The following is a 16,386-nucleotide window of genomic DNA, read 5'->3' as shown; positions in this document are numbered from 1 at the left end:
CAAATTTACAGCAGGGAGGCTGGCACGGCCTGCCTGGACCAGCCGACGGCTGAGAGTGAGAACTGCCGGCAAATTTAATTGTTAAGACCGGTTTAACGCGCCGCCTGTTATCCCGGGGGTGGGTGAAAATAGTGGTGGTGGATATGAGCGCACAAAGCAATGTGGCGCCCATTATCATCAAGAAGAAAAAATCAGGTGGTGGCGATGGCCATCACGGTGGCGCGTGGAAAGTGGCTTATGCCGACTTCGTGACCGCGATGATGGCCTTCTTTATGCTGATGTGGCTGCTGAACGCGACGACGGAAAAACAACGCAAGGGTCTGGCGGATTACTTCTCGCCGTCAATTCCGCTAAGCCGGGTTTCCGGCGGTGGCAATGGTGCGTTTCAAGGTGACAGTATGTTCACCGAGGAAATTCAGCCGCAATCAGGTACCGGGGCAACGGATATCAATCCGATGGATGCGCAGCAGGCGCAGGGAGAAACCGGAGTCGAGACCAACGAGAAGCGCGAGGAAGAAGACTCCAAGTTCCGCGCCATCGAAGAACAGTTGTCTGGACGTGGCGGAGAGAGCATGGTGACGGTTGCGATGGCCCGCCACATTGTGACCCGGGTCACTGACGAAGGGTTGATAATCGAACTTTTTGCCACAGAAGACATCCCGCTGTTCAAAGAGGGTGCAGCTGAGCCAACGCCGTTGTTCCGGGATCTGGTCAGGATGATTGCGCGGGTGTCGGAAAGTGTTACCAGCAATGTCGCCATTGGTGGCCACATCCGATCCCATCCGGTTGTGCTGGCAAAGAATCCGGTTTGGGAGCTGTCCCATGACAGAGCCGACAAAACACGCACGCTGCTCGAATCGGGTGGGCTGGCAACGGGCCGGATTCACCGGGTGACCGGCCATGCCGACCGCAAGTTGGCGGTCGGAAACCCGATGGCAGCCCGCAACGACCGGATCGAAATCATCCTTTTGCGCGAATAAGCCACTGAAAACATTACGACAGGCGGCCAGCAGATAAGTCATATTTTATCTGTTAGCCGCCCGTTAATCGCTCCTGCGCTAGCTGTTGCATCCAGAATGATTAGATGCAGCAGAAAGGCGCGCTATGACCATTTCTTCGTCGCTGAACGCGGGTGTTTCAGGATTGAGCGCCAACGCCAGCCGGTTGGCTTCCATTTCCGATAACATCGCCAACTCCTCGACCCGCGGGTACAAACGGGTAGAAACAGATTTCCATTCCATGGTCTTGTCGAATTCAGGCGGCACCTATTCGGCTGGTGGTGTGCGTACCACCAATGTCCGCCTGATCGATGAGCGTGGGCCGCTGGTGTCAACCAACAATGCCACAGATATTGCAGTGCGCGGACGCGGCATGCTGCCTGTGGCCTCGATCACTGAAGTAGTGGCTGGCGGCGACCCGCAGATGATGCTGACCACCACCGGGTCTTTCCGTACTGATTCAAATGGGTATCTGACAACTGAATCGGGCCTGGCGCTGATGGGCTGGCCGGCGCTGGCTGATGGTTCAGTTCCGGATGCAGCACGTGATACATCTGATGCGTTGGAACCGATCCATGTCGACCTGAACCGCCTATCTGCGGAACCAACAACAGAAATCAGCCTGACCGCCAACTTGCCCGCTGATGAGACAGATGTTGGGGCGTCAGGCGATCCGGTTGAACAGGTCGTCTTGTATTACGATAATATGGGCAATGCTGAAGAGCTTACCATTACGTATACGCCAAATGTTGCGACACTGCCGGCAACGTCTGGCACCAATGAATGGACGATGGAAATCGTGGATTCCGCAACAGGGGCGGCTAACATCGGGGAATACACGCTGACCTTCGATGACAGCAGCACCACGGGCGGTTCTCTGGCGAGCGTGGCAACCGTTACAGGCGGTGCATATGACGCGACCGCTGGTTCGGTGACTATTAACGTTGCAGGCGGGCCGGTTGAAATTAACATTGGTACTATCGGCGGTAGCACCGGTATGAGCCAGCTTGGCGATGAATTCGTGCCGGGAACCACTAAGAAAGACGGTAATGCAGTGGGTTCTTTTGTTGCTGTTGAGATCAATGAGAGCGGTGAAGTCATAGCAGAATATGACTCCGGCGATACCAAGGTGATTTACAAAGTTCCCTTGGCAGATGTTTCCAACGTCAACGGTATGCGGGCACTGGATTCGCAAACTTACATGCCGACCGATGAATCCGGGGACTTTTACCTATGGGATGCCGGCGACGGGCCGACGGGTGAGATTCTCGGTTATGCCCAGGAAGAATCCGCTGTGGATGTGGCGACCGAGCTGACGGATATGATCCAGACACAGCGCGCCTATTCGTCCAACGCCAAGGTAATCCAGACCGTTGACGAAATGTTGCAGGAAACCACCAACATCAAGCGCTAAAGCGCTTGATGCTCCCTGACATTGGCTTCACGAAAGCAGGCTGAACATGTCTATTTATTCCGCCCTTAACAGCGCGATGAGCGGTCTGACCGCGGCCAGCCGGTCCTCGCAAGTGGTTTCGGAAAACCTGGCCAACGCTCTGACACCTGGATATTCGCGCCGGGTGTTGGATCTGAACAGTCCTGGCGTTGGCGTTCCCGGCGTCCGGGTCGGGCATGTTCAGCGCATCAACGACCCGGTTCTGATCACTAACCGCAGAGTTGCCGAGGCAGACTACGGCGCGTCCAGGATCCAGTCTGATTTCTACGGCCGGATGTCCGATCTGGTCGGCACAGTTGACGACGAGATGTCACTGGCTTCGCACCTATCGGATTTCGAGTCTTCATTGATTGAGGCGGTCTCACGCCCGGATTCACAGCCCAGGCTGAATGATTTGGCCGTGAAGGCGAATTCGCTGGCCGACTCGATTTCCCGCACGGCTGAAGGGTTGCGGGATCTTAGGATCAACGCGGACAATGCGATCGACTCTCAGGTTGAAACCGTGAATCAGGCGCTGAAGGAAATCGAAAAACTGAATGCCCGCATAATGGTCGTCGAAGCCGGTGGCATGGATGCTGTAGCGATGCAGGACCAGCGGGATCAGCTGGTTGATCAGGTCAACGAAATCATTCCAGTCAATGTTGTCCGGCGCGAAAATGGCCAGGTGACGCTCTACTCAACCGGCGGGGTTATGCTGTTGGACGGCAAGGCGTCCGAGCTGAGTTTTACTCCGTCGCGGGATATCCTTCCGCACATGACACTGGGGAATGCATTGATTTCCGGGCTTGAGGTCAACGGCAAAGTGATTGACACCAGCCCGGACGGACCGCTTCGGGGTGGCAAGCTTACAGCCCAGTTCGAAATCCGGGATGTAACTGCTGTGGAAGCCCAAGAGGATCTTGACACAATGGCCGCCGATCTGATCGAGCGGTTTCAGGATCCCGCACTGGATGCCACCATTGGCGTCACCGACGCCGGCATCTTCACGGATGATGGCGGTTTCTATGACCCGGCAAATTTCGTCGGTATCTCCAACCGCATTGAATTGAATGATCTGGTGGCCTTGGACGGCACCGGAGAAACATGGCGGTTCCGCGACGGCCTTTACGCAGCGGGTCAAGGTGATCCAGGTGATTCCAGTTTGCTGCAGGCTTATTCCGACACGCTGAACGCCACCCGGACGGTATCTTCGGTCGGGCTAGGCACAGCGAACATGACAGCTTCGACGCTGAGTGCAAACCTTCTGTCGCGGTTTGCACAGGACAATGAAACAGCGTCGCGCGCATCGGCCTTTGCGGCGGCCAGCTTCAACGAATTGAGCCAAGCGGAACTGGGGCTCGGCGTCGATACGGATGCTGAATTGCAGAACCTGTTGCTGGTGGAAAAGTACTACCAGGCCAATGCCCGGGTGATCACCGTTGTCGACGAACTTATGGATACACTACTGAGGATCTGACGCATGATTTTGAATTCCTATGGTGATATGGCGCAGCACCTCTTTCTCCGCAGCCGCAATGCGGAATTGCAGCAGAATATAACAACGCTCTCCGAAGAGTTTGCTACCGGTAAGTCGTCTAACCTGACCGAACGTCTGGGTGGTGACTTTACCTATCTGGCGGATCTCGAAAACACCTTGAACCGGCTCGACAGCTATATGGTCGCCAATGGCGAAGTTCAGCTGTTTGCCACCACGACGCAGGGCAGCCTTGATAAGGTGCAAAGCCAGGTGCAAGCGATGCGGAATGACATCCTGACGCTGTCGTCCGCCATTGACGTTGACAACGCTGAGCAGTTCGGAAGCCAGGCCAAGCAAAGAATATCCAGTGCAATCAATCTGTTGAATGCATCTGTCGGCGGGCGTACAATCTTTGCGGGCACCGCGACGGATACAAAGCCGCTCAATGACACCGGCACCCTTATGAGTGCAATCCTCACCGAGGTCTCCGGGCTGACAACAAGCAATGACATCATTCAGGCCGTGAAGGATTGGTTTGACGATCCAGCTGGATTCGACACTGTCATGTACAGCGGTTCCACCACTTCGTTGCAGCCTGTCACCGTTGGCGAGGGTGAACAGGTAACACTGGGCATCCGCGCTGATGATGACAATCTCAAACATGCGCTGCAGAGTTACGTCATTACAGCTCTAGCAGATGAACCCAGTCTCGGTTTGACGGATGATGTGAAAGTCGACCTTGTCCGCCAAGCCAGCAGCGAGCTTACAGACAGCGTGGACAAGCTGATTCAGTTGCAAGCGGATGTTGGCTTTATCGAAGGCCAGCTTGAAGCGGTGAACACCCGCAATGAGGCTTCGAAAACCAGCTTGAGCATTGTCAAAAACAACCTGGTGTCTGCCGATCCATATGAAACCTATACGCGGCTGGAAGAGGCACAAACGCAGCTTGAAGGACTCTATACAATCACTTCGCGCAGCTCGCAGCTCTCACTGTTGAATTATCTCTGATGCAGGTATTTCTTCGCCTTCTTTTCGCTTGCCTGCTCCTGCTGCCCGCAGTGGCGCAGGCAAATACCATCCGTCTTAAGGATCTGGTTGAATTTGATGGCGTCCGCGGCAACGATCTGGTCGGTTACGGCCTGGTCGTCGGCTTGGACGGCACCGGTGACGGGCTGCGGAATTCGCCGTTTACCGAAGAAATCATGTCCAACATTCTGGAGCGGCTTGGTGTCAATGTGACCGGTGAGCAGTTCCGGCCAAAAAACGTTGCGGCGGTCTTTGTAACCGCCACACTGCCGCCTTTTGCCCGGGTGGGAAGCACCATTGATGTAACGGTGTCAGCCATCGGTGACTCCAAGAGCCTGTTGGGCGGCACCCTGATCATGACACCGCTCAATGCTGCGGACGGGCAGATTTATGCCGTCTCCCAAGGTACAATCTTGGCGGGTGGAGCGGTTGCTGAAGGCAACGCTGCCACGGTAACCCAAGGGGTGCCAACCGCCGGTGTGATCCCTTCGGGCGCCCGGGTCGAACGTGAGATCGGCTTTGATCTGTCCTCTCTCAGCTCCATGCGCCTGGCCTTGCGGGAGCCGGATTTCACCACAGCCGGCCGGATTGAACGGGCGATCAACGATGAGTTTGGCCGCAACGTTGCCCTGATGCGGGATTCCGGAACTGTCGAGGTTGATATCAAGCGCACAAACACCCGTTCGACGGCTCACGCCGTGGGCCGGATCGAGAACATACTGGTTGAACCTCAGCGCAAGGCGCGGGTTGTGGTGGATCAGCGTTCCGGAACGATTGTGATGGGCAGCGATGTGCGGATTTCCCGCGTTGCGGTGGCTCAAGGGAATCTTACTTTGCGGATCGAAGAGACGCCGCTGGTGGTGCAGCCTAATCCCTTCGCAAATGGTGAAACGGTTGTCGTTCCGCGCACCGGTGCAGCTATTGAGGAAGAAGAGGGCGTCCAACTTGCCGAAGTGCCGGAGACAACTTCGTTGTCCGAAGTCGTGGCAGGTTTGAATGCCTTGGGCGTGTCGCCGCGGGACATGATCGATATTCTCAAAAGCCTGAAAGCGGCCGGTGCATTGCATGCAGAGTTTGTCGTCCGTTAGATCAGCATGAGCAGACGCGGAGAAGAGCCCTGGCCCAGCTTGCAGCGGCCAGGGCTTTTTTTGTATCGCGATATGCGGGCTGGACGCGCAGTTCTGGACAAGGACCCATGCTGTTGCACGGTTTCGTTTGGGTGGAGAAGGGGGCTCATCCGCGCAAATTTCGTGGGCATTGCAACATGAAAGTTGCAAGCGCTAAAACTAATACTGGCCTTGCCCTCTTGGCGTCGCCGAAAATACTTGGCTTTTCACCGAAACCGAGGTTGGTTGTGACGGTGATGGAGTGGCGCACATAGTGCTTGCTGATCAGGTGGAACAGCAGCTGCCCGCCGATCCGGGCGATGGGCAGGTATTAAAGCTCATCCAGGATCAGGAAGTCTGGGCGCAAGATCAGGTCCGCGATTTGCACCTGGCGTTCTCCGCGTGCTCCAGCATCCAGTCCGCGACCAGATCAACGACGTCAAGGACCGGCCCGCACCGGTCGTTCCGGATGCAGGTGCCTGCGCCGCAAATCAGAAGTAACCGCCCGGCAAAGGCGCTTTGGCGCGGTTCCGGTGCTCCATGCGACGCTGCGATAGCAGCGTACCGCCATGGCACGAGTTCGCTCATGGGTGGATCTTTTGATCCGCAATCTGAGCCAGAACCCAGGTAAGCCATGCCTGTGCATCAACGTTGTTTATCTTCGCGGTTTTGCGCAGCGGTTTGAGACACGGCCAGGTCGTCAGGCGCAGGTGGACTTTGCCGAGCTCAAGGTGGAGTTCAAAGACGAGCCTGGTGTGACCCGGAAAGGCTGGCTTTGAGGCCTCGTTCTTGGTCACTCGCGCTGGCTCTGGGGCCGGTTTGCGTCCAACCAGAACTTGCAGACGGTTCTGCGGTGCCACATCGCCGCCTATTGGGGAAATGGGTGGGGCACCGGAGAAGGTCCTCTATGACCGAACGGGGCCGACGTTCCAGTTTGCACTGAACGCGTCTGATCGCAGTAGGCAGTTCCCAATTCTTGAACGGCGCTCCGTTGCGCAATGTGCCAGGATCGCGGGCTGAAACAGGAAAACAGTGTCGCGGGTCGCAGAGTGATTTGCCGGGTCCGAAGGCGCGCGCGGCTGCCAGCAGTCCAATCGGCTGGCAGAGGCCCTGATCACACCGGGCTGACATACGGAACAAGGTTGGTGCGCTATTCCGGACCGTTCTGTCTTGCAGCTCCAGATGCGGTTGCGCGAGAAAATCGGCCAGTCGCCGGGCCTTCAGCTTGCCATAAGAATTGAATTCTAACCGAGACACGAAGAACCGGCGCCGGAGCACGCCGAGCTGGTTCTCGGCCCGACCTTTCTCCGAACCGGAAGCGGGAGTACAGGTCTGTCCGATTGGGCGTCATAGGTTCAAGCCCAATGGGCGGCTGATCGATCGGAGAATGCTCCCAAATCTGCTGGAACCTGTGATTGCTGGGCCGGCCCTTACCGTCAAGGGTCGTATCCACTGGAGTCTTCGCGTTCCTTGTCGACGGACCAATAACAGTCAATCACCGCTGTCGCAGATGCCCCTCGCACAGGCCCCGCCGAAGGAGAAAACGCCTTGCCATGGGCGTCATGCACAATCTCTTGCGTCTCGCGCGGACACTCGAAACTCGCGGTAGATCTGCTTGAAGGACTTAACTCAGCGGAAATACGCCGGCTGATCTTCGCAGTTTTTTGCACCGCCAACTTCACCAATCCGCTCTCTCGATCCCTCAAAGGAGCCTCTGAATAGAAATTTCAGGGGGTGCTTTGGGACGCCTTTTATTTCAAAAACAGAGGCAACTATGAATGCTTGTGGACAGTTACTGTGATCTGGAGAAAGTCCGGGCACTACATAGATGCCGGGGCTTTCCCCAGATCATTGGAAGGGTTCAGGGGTAGTAGCTGCGTACCAGAGCGGTGGCGATCAGGCTCCAGCCATCTGCAACTACAAAAAATGCCAGTTTGAAGGGCAGGGACACGATGGCAGGCGGCACCATCATCATACCCATGGACATCAGAACTGCAGCAACAACCAGATCAATGACCAGGAAAGGCAGGAAGACGAGAAATCCGATTTGAAAGGCGCGCGAAATTTCCGACAGTAGGAAGCTTGGAACCAGTGCCGATAGAGGCGCTTCGGGCACGGGGTCCATGCCCTGGGTTTCCGGCCTGAGGTCTGCAATTGCATAAAATGTGTCCGGATCCAGCCGGTTGGCCATGAAGGCACGGAAGGGTTCCAAGCTGCGAGTGATGGCTTCGCCTGGTTCCAGCTGTTCTTCCAGAAGCGGATTGATGCCAGTGGTCCAGGCTTCGGTAAAGACTGGTTCCATCACAAAATAGGTCAGGAACAGAGCCAGACTGATGATCAGCATGTTGGGCGGTGCTTGCTGCAGCCCGATGCCTTGGCGCAGAATCGATAGCACGGTCACCAGGAATGGAAAACAGGTGATCATGATCAGCAGGCCAGGAGCCAGGCTGAGCACGGTAATCAGCAGTATTAGCTGGATTGAACGGGCAGAGATCGACTCGCCGTCTGCCAGCGAAAGGCTCAGTTCTTGAGCCAGGGCGGTTTGCGGTATGGCCAGCAGGATTGCTGCAGCCAGGGCCGCCCGCACAATAGTCTTGTGTGTCATCCCAAACCGCTTTGAAGATCAGCAATTTCTGTCAGGCGCACGGCCAACTGGCCAGCCTGATCTCCCTCCAGCTCTTCGAGCTGGCCACGGGCGACCAGCCGGTCGCCGACGTAAAGATCAACGGGGTCTTCGACCCGCTTATCCAAAGTGAGAATCGCATTTTCGCCAAGGCTGACCAGGTCACGGATCAGCGGCCGGGCTTTGCCGACCGAGACAACGACTTCGACGGGAACCGAAACAAAGGGATTGTTTGCATCAGCGGATTTCATGTTCAGGTCGGCAGCATCATCCATACTGGCTGTCCTCTTTCGCGTGATAGGTGAAGGCCTCTATCGAGTCCTGGATCGATTCTAGAAGGGCGTCGCAATTGATTTCGCATTCCGTGCTGCCAATGCGCAGATAGGCCTGTCCGGGAGACAACACACTGTCTTCCTGCACGGTGACCGGAACGGAGAAATTGTCCGGCAGCAGGCTGCGCACTGGTGCGGCCTCCCCGGGAGCGACCACGATTTGCATCGGCTGACCGGTCTGGCCCTTGGCCATTTCCGCAAGCTGATCGACGATATGATGCCCGAAGGAGGCAGCCATGGCATCCGGAAGCACGGCGCTGGTAAGCACCTTGAACATTGGGTCCAGCGAATCGAGCAACTGGCTTTGCGCTTCGTGATAGGTGAAGCTGAGATCTTCCAGAGAATTGGCCAGCTCTGCCGATATCCGGCTGCTTTCCTGATCTTTGGCTGTCACGGCATCGTCCCAGCCGGCGCTGTACCCGTTCTCAAAGGAGGCTAGTCGCTGTTCTTCTATAAGTTCCTCGGAAACTGCGGGCAGGGCAGGCTCTGCCGAGGTATTCATTCCGAAGTCTTCGAGCAAATGTGCTATTGTCATCAGGCTTGCTCCTTGTTTTCTTCCAGCCAGCCGCGCAGGATCTGCACGGTTTCTTCCTGACGCTCGCCAATCAAGTTGCGCAAACGGTCGACCGGGTCATCCATGCCACCGCCCAGTGCCGGAAAACCGGCCGCTCCCATCATGTCACCGCCAGTACCCATGGCAGGCAGGTCGCCCAATGGTTCGAACTGTCCGGTTTCGTTGTTTTCAATTTCACCCTCAAGTGCGAGTCCCGCACCAAGATCCGGGGCAGTCATGAACCCGTCGCCGCCAACACCTGGCAGCCCCGGCAGCCCGCCACCCTCCGGACCGGACAGCGCTGCTACCGGAGCCGCTTGATTCGACAAAATGGGACGCACGACGAACAGGCCCAGGATCAGGCTGACCAGGGCCAGAGCCGCGAGCTGGATCAGCGACATTGCGTCAAAGTAGAGGTTGTCCATGAACCCTGCGGTGGCCACGGAACCCTGTGGCTCCACTGTCGGCAAATCCATGGACTTGAGCGTAATCACATCCCCGCGGTCCGCGTCAAAACCGACAGCGGCGGAAATCAGCTCCCGCAAGGCGGTCAACTCGTCTTCCGGCCGGGGCTGGAATACAGTTTCACCTGCGTCATTTGTCACTGCGGAACCATTGACCAGCACTGCAACGGTCAGGCGCTTGATGGCTCCGGGACCGCGGAGGATCTCTTTCTCGGTTTCCGAGATTTCATAGTTGATTCGCTCCCGGGTGGCGCTGGTATTGGCTTTTGACCCCTGGCCTGAGGCGGCGTCGCCGTCGGGAATGTTGGAGGCAACCGTGACCTCTCCGGATTGGTTGGTAGATGAGTCGGCACGTTCCTCGACGTCAGTGCTGACGGCGACACGGCTTTTCGGGTCCACCCGCTTTTCCCGGATTGATTCGGTGTCGGTGACGGTCGCGACACTCACTTCGACCACCGCATTTCCCTGGCCGACGCGTGCCTCAACCAAGCGCATGACACGTTCGCGAAGCGTCTGGGACCGGTCATCGGTTCCGGCGCCGGCGGCTGCAGTGGCATCCGAAGACCCGATCAACGCGCCGTTGGCATCAATCACTGCAACGTTTTCAACGGCAAGGCCGGTGACCGCAGACGAAATGAGGAAGCGGATCGCGTTGGCTTGTGCAGGTGTTACTGGGGATCCCATCGGCACGACTGAAACCGACGCGGTGGGTTCTACGGTGCGCTGAAAGGGGTTCGAGCCGGCATTTGCGATATGCACCCGTGCCTGGCTTACATGCGGGCTGCCAACAATAGTGCGAGCCAGCTCGCCTTCCTTTGCGCGCCAATAAGCGGCGTCGAACATCTGCGAGGTGGTGCCAAAGCCACTGAGCGAATCGAGCAGCTCGTACCCTTTGCCGCCATTGGCGGGCAGGCCTTCGCTGGCCAGTGTCATCCGAAGTTCGTCACGCTGCGTTGACGGCACGTAGATTGAGCTGCCACGCACTTCATATTGGGCACCGCGCTGTTCCAGCGCCCGCACCACATCTCCGGCCGAGCCGCTTTCCAGCCCGGCATAGAGCAGTGTCATTGTTGGCTTGCTTGCCACATGGGACATCGCGATCACGCTGAGAATCATGATGACCGTGGCACCCACGGCTATCAGACGCTTTCGCATGTCCATTTCAGCCCAGACATTCTTGATCTGCTGCACATTAACCTCCGTCGCACCGGCGTTCTCTCCGGCGTGCAACCTTTTTGACGGATCGGCCTTAACATTCGGTTAGTTCCTCGCAGGTTATGAAGATGCTGCACGACGTTTTAGGGATAGCCATGACAGACGCTGCAGTAGATACGGAAGCAGATGCCCCGGCCAAGAAAAGCAAACTGCCCCTGATTATCGGGGTGGTGCTGGCATTGGCTGGCGGCGGCGGCGGATTCTTTGCCGTTCAGTCAGGCCTTCTTCCCTTTGGTCAGAAAGCGGCGCCGGAACCGGCGCCTGCGGCCGAAGTGGCGCCAGAAGGCGTGGACAGTGGTGAGACGGCGGAGGATATCGCCAATCTTGCCTTTATCGAAATGGACCCGATTGTGATTACCCTGCGTAAAGCCAGCGGTATCAAGCATTTACGGTTCCGCGCGCAACTAGAGGTCGACTTGGCCCACCAGGCCGAAGTCGAAAAAATCCTGCCGCGGGTTATCGATGTCCTGAACAGCTACCTGAGAGCACTGGAGCTAGAGGATCTGACCGATCCGATGGCGCTGCCGAAACTGAGGGCGCAGATGCTGCGGCGGATCAATATTGCAACCGGCCAGGGCCGGGTGCGTGATCTGCTGATTATGGATTTCGTACTGAACTAGGAGGACAGGATGGAAATTATTGCTGATATCCTGCTTGCGGCCGGTGCGCTGGGTGCCGGATTCTATTGTCTGGTGCTGTCGCGCAGGCTGAAGCGGTTCAATGATTTGGAAAAAGGTGTGGGCGGTGCAGTTGCCGTCCTGTCTGCCCAGGTCGATGATCTGAACAAGTCACTGCAATCGGCCCAACAGGTGTCCGATGGCTCCAGCAAGGCGCTGCAGCAACTGACGGGCCGGGCCGAAACAGTGGCTCAGCGGCTGGAGTTGATGATGGCATCCATGCATGACATCCCCGAGGCCGGAACTGCGGCTCCGGCAGTCAAACCTTCGGCCGAGGACGACGCGATGGCCGCCGCATACGAGGCGGATTCGCAGCCGTCTGGCGAAGAGGAGGATGGCGCAAAGCCTTCCGGCTTGATGTTCGTCCGGCATAACCGCAGCCAGAATCGGGTGGCGTAATGGCAAAGGCAGCAAAGAAAACCAGGCGGTTCCGGCGCAGCGGCACATTGATGATGCTGGCGGTGCTGCTGATGGGCTCTGCTGCTGTGCGGCTGGCTCTTGAAGCGGGGCCTGCAATTGCCCGTGAAGTGGCCAGCCTGCAGGAACCCGGTGGCGAAACGCAGCCACACAAGGGGGAACCGCAGCGTGACTCGATGCCCACTTCTGCAGAACTGCAAACGATGCTGGCAGCCTTCAAGGAACGGGAACATGCCCTGGCCGCCCGTGAAGCGGAAATTCAGGACCGGATGAAAGCTCTGGAAATTGCCGATCAGGCAATCGACAAGAAACTGGCTTCGCTGGAACAGGCAGAAGAGAATTTACGGGCAACTCTCGCGTTGGCGGATGGTGCGACCGAAGCGGATGTGACACGTCTTACGTCGGTCTATGAACAGATGAAACCCAAAGAAGCCGCGGCTCTGTTTGAGGAAATGGACCCTGCCTTTGCGGCCGGTTTCCTCGCCCGGATGCAGCCCGAGGCTGCGGCAGGAATCATGGCAGGGCTGAGCCCGGAAGCCGCCTATACTATCAGCGTTGTTTTGGCTGGACGTAACGGCGCAGTGCCGAAGGAGTAATTCGGCCGCCGCCGTTTAGTCTTTCCTTAGGAAGACTCGCCTAAGCTAATAAAAACCAATGGAATTCGGAGTGGACCCATGATCGGGATTGTAGGCATAGTGGTGATCTTTGTCATGGTGTTCGGCGGCTATCTCCTGGCCGGCGGCAAGATGGGGATCATTATTAAGGCCATGCCCTTTGAGCTGATGATGATCGGCGGTGCCGGAGCCGGTGCTTTTCTGATCGGCAATGACATGGGCGGCATCAAGCATACGTTGAAGGACGTCGGTAAGGTCTTCAAGGGCCCGAAGTGGAAGCCGGACGATTACCGCGACCTGCTGTGCCTTCTGTTTGCCCTGATCCGGATCGCGCGGGCGAATCCGGTTGAAGTGGAGCAACACATTGAAGACCCGGAAAATTCCTCTGTCTTCAATAAGTACCCCAAGATTTTGGCTGACAAGGAAACGGTGAACCTGATTTGCGACACCATGCGGTCGGCCTCGATGAACTATGACGATCCGCATCAGGTGGAAGAAGTGCTGGAAAAGCGCATGGAGGCCAACCTGCATCATGCAATGCACTCCAGCCACGCTTTGCAAACCCTGGCAGACGGGTTGCCGGCACTGGGAATTGTTGCGGCGGTGCTTGGCATCATCAAAACCATGGGGTCCATCGACCAGCCTCCGGAAGTTCTGGGCAAGCTGATTGGCGGCGCTCTGGTTGGTACCTTTCTTGGCGTGTTCCTGGCTTATGGCCTCGTGGGTCCCTTTGCGACCAAGGTAAAAGCGGTAACCGAGGAAGACGCGCATTTTTATCAGCTTATCCGTGAGGTTTTGGTGGCCAATCTGCACAACCATGCAGCAGCAATCTGCATCGAAGTCGGGCGCCAGAACACACCTTCGCATTTCCGTCCCGGCTTCGCTGAACTTGAAGAGGCCCTCAAATCGGTGAAACAGGACGCAGCATGATTTGGCGAGCACTTGCCACTGCAGCCGCGCTTCTGACGGCAGGGGCTGTCCAGGCGCAGACAATTGTGACCCGTTCGGGAGAGCACAACGGCTTCACCCGCTTGGTGATGCGCCTGCCGGATGGCGCGGATTGGTCGCTGGCTCAAAGCGGCACGACGGCGACAGTGAATATTGACGCGCCACAAGCAGTGTTCGATACGTCGCGTGTCTTCAACCTGATCCCTCGAACCCGCCTGCAATCACTCGTGCAGAACGGGCCAGGTCAGCCGCTTCGATTGCAACTTGGCTGTGACTGCACGGTCACGTCCTATGTTCAGGAGAATGGCTACCTGGTGCTTGATATACGTGATGGTGGCAAACCGGAAACACAGCGGCAGTATTCTGCTGCCGGCAGTATTTTGCCGCTTACTCCGCAGGCCACGCAGAGCGGTTACAGGTTCAATTTCTCTCAATCGGCCGCAGCTGACGCGCGGATGGCGCTGGAATTGGCTGCGGCTGTAGCGGATCGTGCGGATCCGGCGCAAACAGTCCGGCCGCAGGACACTGAAGAAGCACCTGAACCGGGCGCAGCCAAGCAGCAAGAAGAAACTGTGGAAGTTGCTTTGCCGTTGGATGGCAACAGCTTTCCGGTTCAGGCAGAAACCGCTGAAGCCAATGCGGCTTCCGGGCTCCCTGAGACCGGAATGCTGCTCAGCATGGAAGAAACTGAGCGCGCGGCAGCGGTCAAAGATTCCGAGCAACGGTTGCTGCAACAGATCGGACGGGCTGCAAATCAAGGACTTTTGAGTGTGGCGGCAAATGGGCTTACTGGTGCGGATAGCGCCGCTGTATTGGACCCTCTGGGCCGTACAGACAGGCCGTTGAACCCTTTGGACCATATTTCCGTGACCTCTGCAATCGATCGTGAAACCGGGCTAATGGCTGCCCTGACTGGCGGCAGCGGAGAAGCAGAGCATTGTTTGCAAGACCGTGATGTTGCCATCCATTCCTGGGGCAATGAAAGCCCGTTTGCGGATCAGCTGGCACCGGTGCGCAGCGCATTGGTCCGAGAATTTGATGATGTGAATCCAGCAAGTGTTTTTGCGCTCGCACGGATATATCTCTACTTCGGCTTTGGCGCCGAAGCCCGCTCCATTTTGACTATTCTCCCTCCAGAAAATCAGGATGCGCCGGATATAGCCTTTCTTGATGCAATGGCGATGCTGATGGATGGAGCTGTTCTGCCGGTTAATCACCCGTTCTCAGGACAGCAAGGCTGCGATGGCGACAGTGCCCTGTGGGGTGCTTTGGCGGATGGTCTGGTCAAGAAAAGCGCCAACACCGACGCCATTCAGCAAGCGTTTTCCAAAATGCCGACTCACCTGCGGGTGCACCTGGGGCCGCGGATCAGCAAGATGTTTGCCGAAGCCGGAGATAACCATATCGCCGAGGCAGTGCTGAGAGCGGTTGACCGGACCGGCGTTGAGGACGTTCCGGAAATCAATCTTGCTGAGGCGGCGATTGCCGAATTGGCAGGCGATACCGAAAAGGTGGCTGAAGAGCTGACCAGCGAGGTTGCAGAACGGAACGGAAATGCACCGGCAGCACTGATCGATCTGGTTGCTCTCAGCGTCAAGGAGCGCAAGGCGCTGTCTCCTGACGTGCCGGATTTGATTGCCTCTTATGAACTTGAAAACCGCGATACAAAGCTCGGAGCAGAGTTGCGTCAGGCGCAGGTCGCTTCTCTTGCCTTGATGGGGCAGTTTCAGGATGCATTTCAAGAACTGAACAGCCTGTCTGAACAGGACGGCCCGAATGCACGGTCAGCGGCGCTGGAGCCGTTGATGCTGCTGTTGGCGGAACGCGCGGATGACGTGACTTTTTTGCAGTACTCACTGGTTTTCTCCGGTCAGGCAAGCGCGACGGAAGCCGCATCGGTAGCACCGGCCGTCGCCCGCAGGTTGCTGGACCTTGGATTTGCTGAGCAAGCACAGGGCCTGCTAACCAAGCTTGCGCTGGAGCCGGAAAACGAAGCCCGCCGCCTGATGATGGCAGAGGCCGCGTTGGAGTTGGACAAACCGCATCGGGCCCTTGTTGAGCTGATGGGGCTGGAAGGTTCCGAAGCCAACCGGATGCGTGCGGCAGCCTTGTGGCGCAATGGTGAATATGACCGGGCCGGAGAGTACCTTCTTGCCGAGGATGAGGCCGACGCAGCAGCCCGCGGGTTTTGGCATTCTGAAAACTTGGGAGCCATTGAAGCGATGGAGACTGGAGATGAAGCGCAATTCGGTGCCGTTGCCTCTGTCACCACGCAAATTGGCGAAACCGCGCAAGATCCGGAAGGCCTGTCTCCGCTGGCTCATGCACGGGCCTTGGTCGAAAGCAGTGCGGGCACTCGTGGCGGCATTGCTGATCTGTTGAACAAAGTTGGCACCGATTTGGCGAGTCCTTAGGATCTTCAGTGATCAGATAGAATGTTCACACAAACAAAGGCCGCCCGGATCAAGGGCGGCCTTTGTTTGTGCTGATAACACTTTGTCAAC

General features: G+C 57.2%; 14 protein-coding genes and 2 pseudogenes. 11 read left to right on the top strand and 5 right to left on the bottom strand.

All coding sequences use genetic code 11. From position 1 onward, the window contains the following. Positions 1-143 precede the first annotated feature (143 nt). From A2I95_RS04180 to A2I95_RS04160, 5 genes are all read left to right on the top strand, one after another. On the top strand, positions 144-980 hold the full coding sequence (locus A2I95_RS04180) for a flagellar motor protein MotB (protein ID WP_291728200.1): 837 nt from the start codon (positions 144-146) through the stop codon (positions 978-980). 124 nt (positions 981-1,104) lie between these two features. After that, the gene (locus A2I95_RS04175) at positions 1,105-2,412 is read left to right on the top strand and encodes a flagellar hook protein FlgE (protein WP_291728142.1); all 1,308 of its coding nucleotides are present in this window, start codon (positions 1,105-1,107) and stop codon (positions 2,410-2,412) included. A 46-nt stretch (positions 2,413-2,458) separates the two neighbouring features. Next, a complete protein-coding gene (gene flgK / locus A2I95_RS04170; RefSeq protein ID WP_291728140.1) occupies positions 2,459-3,907 on the top strand; it encodes a flagellar hook-associated protein FlgK in 1,449 nt (482 codons plus the stop codon). A 3-nt stretch (positions 3,908-3,910) separates the two neighbouring features. Continuing rightward, positions 3,911-4,915 (top strand): flagellin, encoded by a 1,005-nt coding sequence (locus A2I95_RS04165; protein ID WP_291728138.1) that lies wholly within the window; start codon positions 3,911-3,913, stop codon positions 4,913-4,915. Continuing rightward, complete coding sequence (locus A2I95_RS04160) at positions 4,915-6,021, top strand: flagellar basal body P-ring protein FlgI (RefSeq protein ID WP_291728136.1); 1,107 nt, start codon at positions 4,915-4,917, stop codon at positions 6,019-6,021. Before A2I95_RS04165 ends, A2I95_RS04160 begins: the two co-directional genes overlap by 1 nt. A gap of 217 nt (positions 6,022-6,238) precedes the next feature. On the opposite strand, the pseudogene A2I95_RS04155 reads toward A2I95_RS04160, so the two are convergent. Next, positions 6,239-6,480 (bottom strand): annotated as a pseudogene (locus tag A2I95_RS04155) (ATP-binding protein); the annotation flags it as partial. Positions 6,481-6,707: 227 nt separating this feature from the next. Here A2I95_RS04155 and A2I95_RS04150 point away from each other — a divergent pair. Next, positions 6,708-6,954, top strand: a pseudogene (locus tag A2I95_RS04150) (DDE-type integrase/transposase/recombinase); the annotation flags it as partial. 946 nt (positions 6,955-7,900) lie between these two features. On the opposite strand, the gene fliP reads toward A2I95_RS04150, so the two are convergent. From fliP to fliF, 4 genes are read right to left on the bottom strand one after another with little or no spacing between them, the layout of a single operon-like run. Then, positions 7,901-8,644 (bottom strand): flagellar type III secretion system pore protein FliP, encoded by a 744-nt coding sequence (fliP, locus tag A2I95_RS04145; RefSeq protein ID WP_291728134.1) that lies wholly within the window; start codon positions 8,642-8,644, stop codon positions 7,901-7,903. Next, the gene (locus A2I95_RS04140) at positions 8,641-8,937 is read right to left on the bottom strand and encodes a FliM/FliN family flagellar motor C-terminal domain-containing protein (RefSeq protein ID WP_027257075.1); all 297 of its coding nucleotides are present in this window, start codon (positions 8,935-8,937) and stop codon (positions 8,641-8,643) included. Before A2I95_RS04140 ends, fliP begins: the two co-directional genes overlap by 4 nt. Further along, the gene (locus A2I95_RS04135; RefSeq protein ID WP_291728131.1) at positions 8,930-9,529 is read right to left on the bottom strand and encodes an ABC transporter ATP-binding protein; all 600 of its coding nucleotides are present in this window, start codon (positions 9,527-9,529) and stop codon (positions 8,930-8,932) included. The genes A2I95_RS04140 and A2I95_RS04135 overlap by 8 nt, the downstream gene beginning before the upstream one ends. After that, positions 9,529-11,202: a flagellar basal-body MS-ring/collar protein FliF gene (fliF, locus tag A2I95_RS04130; protein WP_291728129.1), complete on the bottom strand. Its 1,674-nt coding sequence runs from the start codon at positions 11,200-11,202 to the stop codon at positions 9,529-9,531. Before fliF ends, A2I95_RS04135 begins: the two co-directional genes overlap by 1 nt. A 119-nt stretch (positions 11,203-11,321) precedes the next feature. On the opposite strand from fliF, the gene fliL reads away from it, so the two are divergent. From fliL to A2I95_RS04105, 5 genes are all read left to right on the top strand, one after another. After that, positions 11,322-11,846 (top strand): flagellar basal body-associated protein FliL, encoded by a 525-nt coding sequence (gene fliL, locus A2I95_RS04125; protein WP_291728126.1) that lies wholly within the window; start codon positions 11,322-11,324, stop codon positions 11,844-11,846. 9 nt (positions 11,847-11,855) lie between these two features. After that, positions 11,856-12,302: a hypothetical protein gene (locus A2I95_RS04120; protein ID WP_291728124.1), complete on the top strand. Its 447-nt coding sequence runs from the start codon at positions 11,856-11,858 to the stop codon at positions 12,300-12,302. After that, the gene (locus A2I95_RS04115) at positions 12,302-12,916 is read left to right on the top strand and encodes a hypothetical protein (protein WP_291728122.1); all 615 of its coding nucleotides are present in this window, start codon (positions 12,302-12,304) and stop codon (positions 12,914-12,916) included. Before A2I95_RS04120 ends, A2I95_RS04115 begins: the two co-directional genes overlap by 1 nt. A gap of 78 nt (positions 12,917-12,994) precedes the next feature. Further along, positions 12,995-13,864, top strand: a complete 870-nt coding sequence (motA, locus tag A2I95_RS04110; protein ID WP_291728120.1) for a flagellar motor stator protein MotA — start codon at positions 12,995-12,997, stop codon at positions 13,862-13,864. Continuing rightward, a complete protein-coding gene (locus A2I95_RS04105; RefSeq protein WP_291728118.1) occupies positions 13,861-16,296 on the top strand; it encodes a hypothetical protein in 2,436 nt (811 codons plus the stop codon). The genes motA and A2I95_RS04105 overlap by 4 nt, the downstream gene beginning before the upstream one ends. The last annotated feature ends 90 nt before the right edge of the window (positions 16,297-16,386 follow it).

The sequence above is a fragment of the Leisingera sp. F5 genome (assembly GCF_001593695.1).
This window is presented reverse-complemented; position numbering and strand designations above follow the sequence as displayed.